The 10,372-nt window shown below is 57.6% G+C and carries 11 protein-coding genes; 9 read left to right on the top strand and 2 right to left on the bottom strand.

The window, feature by feature from the left end; genetic code table 11:
* The first annotated feature begins 167 nt into the window (after positions 1-167).
* Genes ispH through rnhA form a run of 3 tightly spaced genes read left to right on the top strand, consistent with a single transcriptional unit; the run spans position 168 to position 2,558 of the window.
* A complete protein-coding gene (gene ispH, locus ACIQ0G_RS07830) occupies positions 168-1,133 on the top strand; it encodes a 4-hydroxy-3-methylbut-2-enyl diphosphate reductase (RefSeq protein ID WP_397577423.1) in 966 nt (321 codons plus the stop codon).
* A 1-nt stretch (position 1,134) separates the two neighbouring features.
* The gene (gene thrB / locus ACIQ0G_RS07825; protein ID WP_397577422.1) at positions 1,135-2,109 is read left to right on the top strand and encodes a homoserine kinase; all 975 of its coding nucleotides are present in this window, start codon (positions 1,135-1,137) and stop codon (positions 2,107-2,109) included.
* A complete protein-coding gene (gene rnhA, locus ACIQ0G_RS07820; RefSeq protein WP_397577421.1) occupies positions 2,106-2,558 on the top strand; it encodes a ribonuclease HI in 453 nt (150 codons plus the stop codon). Before thrB ends, rnhA begins: the two co-directional genes overlap by 4 nt.
* Here rnhA and ACIQ0G_RS07815 read toward each other — a convergent pair.
* Together ACIQ0G_RS07815 and ACIQ0G_RS07810 are read right to left on the bottom strand one after the other, a co-directional pair.
* Positions 2,555-3,664 carry an NAD(P)/FAD-dependent oxidoreductase gene (locus ACIQ0G_RS07815; protein ID WP_397577420.1) on the bottom strand — a complete coding sequence of 370 codons (1,110 nt, stop codon included), beginning with the start codon at positions 3,662-3,664 and terminating at the stop codon, positions 2,555-2,557. The two genes, rnhA and ACIQ0G_RS07815, sit on opposite strands and share 4 nt — an antisense overlap.
* Positions 3,661-4,641 carry an alpha/beta fold hydrolase gene (locus tag ACIQ0G_RS07810; RefSeq protein ID WP_397577419.1) on the bottom strand — a complete coding sequence of 327 codons (981 nt, stop codon included), beginning with the start codon at positions 4,639-4,641 and terminating at the stop codon, positions 3,661-3,663. Before ACIQ0G_RS07810 ends, ACIQ0G_RS07815 begins: the two co-directional genes overlap by 4 nt.
* 16 nt (positions 4,642-4,657) lie before the next feature.
* Here ACIQ0G_RS07810 and ACIQ0G_RS07805 point away from each other — a divergent pair, with 16 nt between their 5' ends.
* From ACIQ0G_RS07805 to ACIQ0G_RS07780, 6 genes are all read left to right on the top strand, one after another.
* Positions 4,658-5,131 (top strand): prepilin peptidase, encoded by a 474-nt coding sequence (locus ACIQ0G_RS07805; RefSeq protein WP_397577418.1) that lies wholly within the window; start codon positions 4,658-4,660, stop codon positions 5,129-5,131.
* 44 nt (positions 5,132-5,175) lie between these two features.
* Entirely contained in the window at positions 5,176-6,195 is a 1,020-nt protein-coding gene (gene cpaB / locus ACIQ0G_RS07800) for a Flp pilus assembly protein CpaB (protein WP_397577417.1), read from the top strand.
* Positions 6,196-6,202: 7 nt separating this feature from the next.
* On the top strand, positions 6,203-7,834 hold the full coding sequence (locus ACIQ0G_RS07795) for a type II and III secretion system protein family protein (RefSeq protein WP_397577416.1): 1,632 nt from the start codon (positions 6,203-6,205) through the stop codon (positions 7,832-7,834).
* A 23-nt stretch (positions 7,835-7,857) separates the two neighbouring features.
* Positions 7,858-8,448, top strand: a complete 591-nt coding sequence (locus ACIQ0G_RS07790; protein WP_397577415.1) for a CpaD family pilus assembly protein — start codon at positions 7,858-7,860, stop codon at positions 8,446-8,448.
* Positions 8,448-9,710, top strand: a complete 1,263-nt coding sequence (locus ACIQ0G_RS07785; protein WP_397577414.1) for a CpaE family protein — start codon at positions 8,448-8,450, stop codon at positions 9,708-9,710. The genes ACIQ0G_RS07790 and ACIQ0G_RS07785 overlap by 1 nt, the downstream gene beginning before the upstream one ends.
* Before the next feature lie 40 nt (positions 9,711-9,750).
* A partial coding sequence (locus ACIQ0G_RS07780) for a type II secretion system F family protein (RefSeq protein ID WP_397577413.1) occupies positions 9,751-10,372 on the top strand: 622 nt, incomplete at its 3' end.

The following is a 10,372-nucleotide window of genomic DNA, read 5'->3' as shown; positions in this document are numbered from 1 at the left end:
CCGAAGGTCAGGACTTTGGCGGCAAATTTCATATAGGCTATCCTTGGCATAACAGTGCATGGGTTGCGGGTACGTCGCTGGCATTGGTCCTTATCCGCCCATCGCCTGACGTGCAACAGGGGAAAGGCCTTGGCGGATGCGGCCTGTTTAACTAAAGGACATTGCCGATGACTGAACAAACGATCTCCAAGAAACCCCTCACGCTGCTTCTGGCGGCACCACGCGGTTTTTGCGCTGGCGTTGACCGCGCAATTAAGATTGTCGAGCTCGCGCTCGAACAACATGGCGCGCCGGTATATGTGCGCCATGAAATTGTGCACAACCGCTTTGTTGTCGACAGTTTGAAGGCCAAGGGCGCGATATTTGTCGAGGAACTGGATGAAGTGCCAGATGACGCGCATGTCGTGTTTTCGGCGCATGGCGTCCCTAAATCGGTCCCCGCAAATGCGCAGCAACGTGGCCTTGCTTATTTCGATGCCACCTGCCCTTTGGTGTCAAAGGTGCACAAGCAGGCCGAACGCCAGGTCGAAGCCGGCCGTCACATCATTTTCGTTGGCCATGCAGGCCATCCCGAAGTCATCGGCACATTCGGCCAAGTCCCCGCAGGCGCGATGACATTGGTGGAAACCGCAGAGGACGCCCGCAATCTTCAGCCTGCCGATGCCGACAATCTTGCATTTCTGACGCAGACGACCTTATCCGTCGACGATACGTCGGAAATTACATCCATTCTTGGATCACGCTTCCCGAACATTGTTGGGCCGAAGGGTGAGGATATTTGTTACGCGACATCGAACCGGCAAGAGGCGGTGAAGGCGATTGCGGACAAATGCGAACTCGTCATCGTCATCGGTGCGCCAAACAGTTCGAACTCGCTACGCTTGGTCGAAGTGGCTGCGCGTTCGGGTGCGAAAGCGCATCTTGTGCAGCGCGCCGACGATATCAGCATGAACTGGTTTGACGGTGTGGACACGCTTGGCCTGACCGCAGGCGCATCAGCCCCTGAAGTGCTGGTCCGCGAAATCATCGATGCACTTGCCGTGCATTTTGACATCGACGAACAGCAGGTCACAACGGCGCAAGAAAGCATCACCTTTAAATTGCCGCGCGAAATGGCCGGCGCGGCGGCTTGATTTGGCCGTTTATACGCAATTAGGGCCTGAACAGGTCGGCGCCTTTTTGGCGCTTTACGATGCCGGTGATCTCGTTTCGCTCAAGGGCATTGCCGAGGGTGTTGAGAACAGCAATTTCTTTGTCGAAACGACGCAAAGCCGGTTTATTCTGACCATTTACGAAAACCGCGTAGATCCCAAGGATCTGCCGTTTTTCTATGCGCTGCTGAAACATTTGCATGAAGCGGGGTGCAAGGTTCCTCGGTTTATGTCGGACCGCAACGGCAATTGGCTGCAGACCATAGCTGGAAAGCCGGCCTGCCTGATCGAATTTCTCAATGGCGTGTCGGTCACCGAACCATCGGCGGCACAGGCACACTCCACCGGCGCGGCGCTTGGGCAGATGCACAAGGCGCTGGCAGATTTTACGCTGTCGCGGCCCAACAGCCTTGGCATTTCTGCATTCCGGCCGCTTGCCATGCGCTGCACTGCAGAAGGTCTGGACGCCATTTCCGAAGGTCTATCTGCGCGGATATTTGCGGAATGCGATTATCTTGAGGCGCATTGGCCGACCAATCTTCCCGTGGCGGCGATCCATGCGGACCTGTTTCCGGACAATGTCCTGATGCTCGGCGACAATGTCACTGGCCTGATCGATTTCTATTTCGCCTGCTCCGAAATCCGCGCTTATGACCTTGCGGTCACGCACAGCGCATGGTGCTTTTCGGGCGACGGCAAAGTCTTTGATGCGCAGGTGAGTGCGGCCATGTTGTCGGGCTACACCCAAGCTGTGCCGATGGATGCCGCAACGCGGGACGCTTTACCGATATTGCTGCGCGGTGCGTGTTTGCGGTTTACGCTAACGCGGTGTTACGACTGGATTAACACGCCAGCCGACGCGCTGGTCACACGCAAAGATCCCTTGGCGTTCCTGCGGCGGCTAGAATATTACAGTGACCCCAAACAGATTGAAGCCCTTTTGGTCCAATTGCCATGAAAAATGTCGAAATTTTCACCGACGGCGCGTGCAAGGGCAATCCCGGGCCGGGCGGCTGGGGTGCGATCATCCGTTATGGCAAGCATGAAAAAGAAATATCGGGCGGCGATCCGGACACCACCAACAACCGCATGGAAATGAGCGCGGTCATTCAGGCGCTGAACGCCCTTGTCGAACCGTGCAGCGTCAAACTGCACACCGACAGCAAATATGTCATTGATGGCATCACCAAATGGATCTTTGGCTGGCAACGCAATGGCTGGAAAAACGCGTCGAAACAGCCGGTGCGCAATGCCGACCTATGGCGTGAGATGGTCGAAGCGATGGCGCGGCATCAGGTGGAATGGATTTGGGTCAAAGGGCATAATGGCCACCCCGAAAACGAACGCGCAGACCGGTTGGCCAGCGATGCGGCCGACGCTGCCAGCAACAAGGTTGCGACCAGCTAGTTAAAACGCCCTGGCGCGTATAGCGCGGCATTTACGCGGTCGGGCGCTATTATGGCATCGTTCAGTAACGATCCCGCCAGCTGCGCCGCGGCAGGCGCCGTCTGAATGCCAAAGCCGCCCTGCCCTGCAAACCAGAAGAACGCATCATGCGCCCCATCGCGGCCAATGACCGGCAGCCGGTCAGGCGCAAAGCTGCGCAAGCCGGCCCATTTGCGTTCAACGCGGCGGATGTCCCAATCAACAACCTGCTGCAGCCGATCAATGGCAAGCGCGATATCATATTCTTCAGGCGCAGCATCGCATGGCGGCGTTGCGGTCTCGTCATGCGGGCTCAGCCACAAACGTCCGCCCGCATCGGGCTTGAAATAGAAACTGCCGTCAAGGGCGATGACAAGCGGCAGGGCCGCAGGCACATCGGGTGCGACCGCCAATTGCGCAATGGTACGGCGATAGGGTTGAATGCCCAAGGGCGCTACGCCCGCCATCTGCGCCACATTATCGGCCCATGCCCCTGCGGCATTGACGATGATATCGGCGGTGCAATTCAGGCTGCCGGCTTGAATATGCCACATGCCGTCTCGCCATTGCGCACGTTCCAGCCGGCTGTTGCAATGTGGTTGAACGCCCTGCTTGCGCGCTTGGCGCAGATAGGCGGCGTGGAGCGCGGCGACGTCAATATCGGCGCAGGCCGCTTCCCATAGCCCCGTCGTCCATCCGCTGCGCAGACCGGGTACATGTCGTTCCAAATCCTCACGATCGCTGCGTTCAATATGCACGCCGCTTGAGGCGAATTCCGCCAGCATCGCGTCCGCCAAAGGTTGCTGCTCTGCCGTGCCGATGTGCAGCCCGCCGCGCGGGGACATTAATGGGCCGTCATGGAAATCCTTGGGAGGGTTCGCCAGAAACGGGCCCGACGCCGTTGTCAGCGGTTGAACGTCCGGGCCACCATAGCATTCAACCCAAAACGCGGCCGACCGGCCCGTGGAATGATATCCCGGATGCGCCTCCGCCTCAATCAGGACAACCGACTGATATGCAGACAGCTGCGCGGCAAGGCTTGCCCCGGCGATTCCCGCACCGATTATGGCAATGCTAAAATCGCTCATGGCCGTGGCGCGTGCTGGTCCAAAAAGGCGTCGATGCGTTGCAGGCACTGGTCGCGCACGCCATCTGCCTCGCGCAGCAGCTCATGCGCGGCCTCTTTACCGAAAATCAGCGTTTCGGCATGCGGCAGCCTTTTGCTGTCTGCAATGACCCGCTGTGTGCTGACCAATTGATCCGCCGTCGTCGCGAGCAACAGAATTGGCGTTTGCACTGCCTCCAGCGCGCCGGGGCGTTCCAGCAAGCGAATGGACGCCATGGCGCGTTCCACCCAGTGCCAGCTTGGCGGCCCAAGCTTCACCTCTGGACGCAGCGCCCACCATGCAACCTCGTCTTCGTAACGGTCGTCATCATGCGTCAGCATTTTGCCGCGCATGCTCATCGGCGATAATGGCTTTTCACTGACTTTCCATGCCGCCTGTTTGCCCTTGCCCAATGCCACAATCAATTTGGCAACCGCATGGTTAAGCGCAAGCGGCAGGCCGCCGGTTTGAATGCCCAGCATCGGCGCGCTCAGCGCCACCGCGTCGGGATCAATAGCCTTTTCCACCAAGGCGCGCATGGCCAGTTGCCCGCCCATGCTATGCGCGAGGACAACATGCGGTGCTGGCGTGTCGCGTTTCCATGCGTCCCAAAATGTGTGCAAATCCGCAATCCACGTCGCGAAATCGTCGATATGGCCGACTTGCGGATCATCCAGCAACCGGCCCGAAGCACCCTGCCCGCGCCAGTCGATGGCGGTAACATGCCATCCGGCATCGGCATAATAAGCCAATGTTTCCAGATATTTTTCATAATGATCGCCGCGACCGGGCAAGAATAACATGGATCCACGCGGCGGCGTCGACGCCTGCCAATCGATCCGCCGGATCGGCCAACCATCGGCGGCGTGCCACATCGTTTCTGTGGCATTGGCCGGAATTGCGCGGCGGTTCATCGGTGTTTTCGGTGCGTGCATGGTTACTTTTTGGTAATCTTTCATGGTTAATGCTGTGCAGATGACCAGTGAAACTCTCGCTTACGCAACCCTTGGCGGCTTGGCAATTGCGCTGTTGGTATCAATCTACACCGACATCAGATACCGCCTTATTTTCAACAAGATAAACATCGCGATCGCGATTGGCGCGCCATTATTTTGGTTGGCCAGCGGCGGGTTTAACCTCACCGACATCAGCGTGCACCTGCTCACCGCAGCGATTACGTTCAGTGTCTTTGCGACCGCGTTCCATTTCGGCGCGATGGGCGGCGGCGATGTGAAGCTTTTTGCGGCTTTGGCATTGTGGTTCCACTGGGTCGAGGTCATCCGCCTCATCTTATACGCATCGATCATCGGCGCGGCGGTCACCATAATTTTTCTTGCGATCCACAAATGGAAACGCGCCGAGGGCCGCGCACGGATTCCCTATGGTGTGGCGATCGCGTTGTCCGGGCTTTGGATCATCGGTGAACGGATTTTTAACCATTTTACATGAAATAGCATGGTTCGATCAGGGGACCTTTCAGGGGACAATAGGTAATGGATAGGAAAAAAGTCATATTGCTGGTGGCTGCGCTTTTAATCGCGGCAGTGACCGCCCTTATGGCGCGCAGCATGTTCACCGGTGCATCTGCACCCCAAGCTGCGGCAGCAGCCGCACCGCCCCCCGTGCCCGCCGGACCCAAAGTCCTCGTCGCGACGAAAGCATTGCCCGTTGGCACGATCATCACCGCCGATAGCGTGCGCTATCAACCATGGCCGAAAGAATTGATCGAAGCCGCCTATTTCCAAGAAGGGGACGGTGGCGCATCGATTGACAGCCTTGTCGGCACCGTCGTGCGCAACGCCGTGACCGCTGGCCAGCCCCTGACCCAAGGTTCCATCGTTAAGCCCGGTGATCGCGGTTTCCTAGCCGCTGCGCTTGGGCCCGGCATGCGCGCCGTAACGGTGCCGGTGTCGGCCTTGACCGGTGTTGCAGGCTTTGTCTTCCCCGGTGACCGTGTTGACCTTGTGCTCACACAAAATGTCGACGCAACCGTTGGTCCGCCATTGAAAGTGTCCGAAACCATCGTCCGCAACCTGCGTGTGTTGGCGACCGACCAACGTTCATCGCCGTCCATCGATGACAAGGGCAATAGCGTCGTCTCTGAATATAAATTGGTGACGATTGAAGCGACCCCGCGCATCGCCGAGAAGATTACGGTCGCGCAATCAATCGGCACCATCAGCCTTTCCCTGCGTTCGTTGGCCGACAACGCTGCCGAACTGAAACAGGCGCTGGCCTCGGGCGATATCAACATCCCCGAAGGTGCAACCGCGGATCAGGAACGGGCGATCATCCGCCAGCTGGCACAGCGTCCATCCGCAACCAAAGGCAGCTATGCAACCGGCGGCGACGTCTCGCGCTTCCAACGCAGCAGCATGCCCGAACAAATGCCATTGGCGGTCGCAGCCGAACAGGCCCGCACGCAAAAGCAAGTCGAGAAAATTATGAAGGGTCCAGTGGTCCGTGTGTCGCGTGGCGGCAATGTGACCGAAATCGACATTAGCCGGAGATAACAACAATATGGCACGTTTCACCACATTCAAATCGGGCCTTGCCGCTGCGGTTATGACCGCAGCCATCGGCACGGGCACGTTGGTCGGCGCGTTGGTCGGGATGCCAACAGCAGCGTCGGCGCAATCGGCAAAAGATGGCAAGTTGCTCATCTTGTCCATCGGACGCGGGCAACAGGTCAATCTGGGGGCTAGCATCACCGATGTGGTGGTCGCGGACCCGACCGTCGCCGATGTCGAGGTAAAGACCGGACGCCAGATCTACATTCTGGGCAAGGGCCCCGGCGAAACCACGGTCTACGCGACCGACGCCGCTGGCCGCACGGTATATCAGGCAACCGTCCGCGTCGGCAGCAATATGGACTCGGTCTCGCAAATGCTGGCGCTGGCGATGCCCGATTCAAAGATTATTGCTACCACGATGAACGGCGCCATCCTGCTGACGGGCACCATCAACCAACCCGAAGAGGCGGCGGAAGCCGAAGCTTTGGTAAAGGCGTTCACCGGCGGAAACACACAAGTCGTAACCCGGCTGAAAAACGCAACGCCGCTGCAGATCAACCTGCAGGTCCGCATCGCTGAAGTCAGCCGGTCGCTCATGAAGGAAATTTCGGGCAACCTTAAAACCCGCGATCATGGCGGGACCGGCATCCTTGGCGGCGCGTATCAAGGACGTGACATCGTCGATATTAGCTCGGTCACGAACCCGGACAACCTTCCGCTTGTAGATGCGTCGGCGGTCTTTGGCCTGCCCGCAAAATCCATATCGCTTCCGTTCAACCCGGCGACCGGACAATTTATGACAAGCCCATATACGCAGTATAAATTTAACGTTCCTGCGGGCACAAATGTACTGACCGCGGCGGGCCGCTTGTTTGGCTTGGATGTGGCCGCAGCTTTCGATCTTTCGGAAAAGGCGGGCCTCAGTTCAACCTTGGCGAACCCCAATCTGACAACGGTATCCGGCGAAACGGCCGAGTTTCATTCGGGGGGCGCGTTCCCAGTGGTGACATCATCAAACAATGGCACCAACGTCGAATATAAGAATTATGGTGTCAGCCTAACCTACACGCCAACGGTGTTGTCGGATGGCCGCATTTCGCTGCGGGTGCGTTCGGAAGTCTCGGACATTTCATCGACGGGTGCCGTGCGCTTCGGCGGATTTGAAGTGCCCGCGACGACGACACGAATGGCCGAAACGACGGTGGAGCTTGGTTCGGGTCAAAGCATGATGATCGCTGGACTGTTGAGCAACTCCATGAGTAACTCGGTCGACAAGATGCCGGGAGTTGGTGACATTCCCGTGCTTGGCGCGCCTTTCAAATCAAACGGCTGGCGCCGCAACGAGACCGAATTGATGATCGTCATAACGCCCTATTTGGTGAAGCCCGTGTCCGATAGCGAGATTGTTTTGCCGACAGACGGATTGCATTCGCCAAATGACCTTGAACGCATTTTGCTGGGCAAGACGACAAGCGACAAGGGCGAAAAAACCCGCCCAATGCCAACGATTGCGCCAACCGTGTCCAATGGCCCTGAATTGGGTTCCGTGACCGACGCGCCCGCGCCGTTGGCCAAGAAAGTCAAATCGCAAGCCTCCGCGACCGCCCCAAGCGGCCCCGGCTTTAGCTTCGACAATTGACCGTCCGTTCAAGGAGACAAGATATGCAAAAGGTAACATTCCTGATCGCTGCAAGCCTTGCTTTGGCCGGTTGCGGCACATTGCCAACCAACACATCCATGTATTCGGTGCACCAGCCCGTTGTCGAACGGACCAATTACGCCATCGACCTTGCCTCCGACAGCGATGGCATTGCCGTTGCCGACCAGAAGCGATTGAACGAATGGTTTGAAACGCTGAATCTTCGTTATGGTGACCGCATTTCCATCGATAGCGACGATGGCTTTGGCAACGACAATGCCGCCCGTGATGTGCACGCAGCCGCGGCAGAACGCGGCGTCTTGGTCTCGGAACGTGCACCGGCAACGCCCGGGGTGATTGCACCCGGCAATATTCGCGTTGTTGTCACCCGGTCCCAAGCATCGGTGCCATCCTGCCCCGATTGGAGCGCCACGAACGAACGAAACTACACTGCCGCCAATCACAGCAATTACGGCTGCGCCATGAATTCCAACCTTGCGGCCATGGTGGCAGACCCCGAAGATCTGGTGCGTGGACGCGATAACAAGCGGCTGGACAGCAACAGCGGCAAAGCAGCAGTGAACGCTTACAAGAGAAAGACTGGAGGCAATTGATGAACGCTCCGTGGAAATCCGGTGTCGCCGGAACGCGCGACCCGATTAGTGCTTATGTCTGCGACGACCTCACGCTTGATGTCATTCGCGGCGTGTGTGAGGAAATGGGCTGGAGCCCGGAAAAAGCCTATAAAGGCGGCCTGCGTAACGCCATTCAATCGCTGTCCGTTTCGGCAAGCCCGCAAATATTGCTGGTCGATTTGTCGGAATCGGGTGATCCGATCGGTGACATCAACAGCCTGGCCGAAGTGTGCGAGCCCGGAACCATCGTGATTGCGGTTGGTCAGGTGAATGACGTTCGCCTGTACCGCGACTTACTGATGTCCGGTCTGCAGGATTATCTGTTGAAGCCACTGAGCCCTGACGCGCTGCGCGATTCATTCGCCAATGCACAAGCCGCATTGACCGCACCAAAGGCGGATGATGGCCATGTGGATCGGCCACATGTGTCGACCGCCGTCATCGGAACCCGCGGTGGCGCGGGCGCGTCCACCATCGCGGCATCACTGGCATGGGTATTCTCGCAAGCACAAGGCCGTCAGACAGGTTTGCTCGACCTTGATGTGCACTTTGGTACAGCCGCGCTTGCGATGGATTTGGAACCCGGCCGCGGTTTGACCGACGCCATTGATAACCCAAGCCGCATCGACGGATTGTTTATCGAACGCGCCATGATCAAAGCCAATGAGCGTCTGTCGATTTTGTCCGCAGAAGCGCCGATGAACAGCCCGGTATTGACCGATGGATCGGCCTTTTTCCAGCTGCAGGAAGAATTCCGCGCGGCGTTCGAAAACACCGTCATCGATATGCCACGCAGCATGCTGATTGCGTATCCGCATCTTATGAACGACGTGAATATTGCGGTTGTCACAACCGAATTGACGCTGGCTTCAGCACGCGACAGCATTCGCGTGTTGGCATGGCTGAAACAAAATGCGCCGCAATGCAAAGTGCTGGTCATCGCCAACAATGTTCAACCAGCCGTCGTCGAAATCAGTCGCAAGGATTTTGAAAGCACGATCGAACGCAAGATCGACCTGCTGTTGCCAGCGGACCCCAAGTCGGTGGCGCAAGCGGCGAAACTGGGCCAGCCAGTTGTCGAAGCCATTCGTGGAAGCAAGCTTTCCACTGGCATCATATCTTTGGCCGAAATGGTGGCTAGCAGCTTTGCCGACATGGCTGACGCGGCGCCTGCGGATGCCAAGAGCCAATCGAAAAAGACTGTTTTTGCCAGTTTCAAATCGATGTTGAAAACGAAGTGAAGCGGGCATGGGACCACCCACGGCATAGGTAGCAGAGCGGATGACGATGCAGACATTTATGATCGCGGCGGGAACAATCTTGTTCTTTGTTCTGGTGGCACTCGCCTTTGCAGGGCCCAATAGCGGCCAGGCGACGACACGCCGTCTTGGCGCTATCAAAATGCGTCATTCGGACAGTGCCGACGCGCGCGTGGAACAGCAAATGCGCAAGGTGGTTGCTGCGCGCCGCCCGCTCATTTTCGCCGACGGCCAGCAGATCAACTACGCCGATAAGCTTCGCTTGCGCCTGACGCAAACCGGTAAAAAATGGACGTTGCAGCATTATATGTACGCGTCGGGCGGACTTGCTTTTGTCATCATGGCTATTCTCTTGCTCAATGGCGCACCTTTTCTTGTCGGCGTTTCTGGCGGGCTGCTGATCGGGGCTGGCTTGCCACACATGGTCGTCAACGTCCTCGTGGACCAGCGTATCAAAAATTTCACCATGAACTTTCCTGACGCCATCGAACTTTTGGTTCGTGGTTTAAAATCAGGCATGCCGGTGAGCGAAACGCTGAGTGTGATCGCAAAGGAAATTGCTGGCTCTGTTGGCGAAGAATTCAAGTTGGTCGTCGAGAAAATCAAAATCGGCAAAAGTATGGAAGACGCGCTGCAGGACACGG

The organism is Sphingorhabdus sp. (assembly GCF_044354325.1).
Classification (GTDB): Bacteria; Pseudomonadota; Alphaproteobacteria; order Sphingomonadales; family Sphingomonadaceae; genus Sphingorhabdus_B.
The sequence above is the reverse complement of the archived record's forward strand: the minus strand, read 5'-3'. Positions and strand labels throughout refer to the sequence as shown.

Excerpts from the sequence above, each read along its gene's own strand:
- ispH (WP_397577423.1), top strand. The coding sequence starts at position 168 with ATGACTGAACAAACGATCTCCAAGAAACCCCTCACGCTGCTTCTGGCG.
- rnhA (WP_397577421.1), top strand. The coding sequence starts at position 2,106 with ATGAAAAATGTCGAAATTTTCACCGACGGCGCGTGCAAGGGCAATCCC.
- ACIQ0G_RS07815 (WP_397577420.1), bottom strand. The coding sequence starts at position 3,664 with ATGAGCGATTTTAGCATTGCCATAATCGGTGCGGGAATCGCCGGGGCA.
- ACIQ0G_RS07810 (WP_397577419.1), bottom strand. The coding sequence starts at position 4,641 with ATGAAAGATTACCAAAAAGTAACCATGCACGCACCGAAAACACCGATG.
- ACIQ0G_RS07805 (WP_397577418.1), top strand. The coding sequence starts at position 4,658 with ATGACCAGTGAAACTCTCGCTTACGCAACCCTTGGCGGCTTGGCAATT.
- cpaB (WP_397577417.1), top strand. The coding sequence starts at position 5,176 with ATGGATAGGAAAAAAGTCATATTGCTGGTGGCTGCGCTTTTAATCGCG.
- ACIQ0G_RS07795 (WP_397577416.1), top strand. The coding sequence starts at position 6,203 with ATGGCACGTTTCACCACATTCAAATCGGGCCTTGCCGCTGCGGTTATG.
- ACIQ0G_RS07790 (WP_397577415.1), top strand. The coding sequence starts at position 7,858 with ATGCAAAAGGTAACATTCCTGATCGCTGCAAGCCTTGCTTTGGCCGGT.
- ACIQ0G_RS07785 (WP_397577414.1), top strand. The coding sequence starts at position 8,448 with ATGAACGCTCCGTGGAAATCCGGTGTCGCCGGAACGCGCGACCCGATT.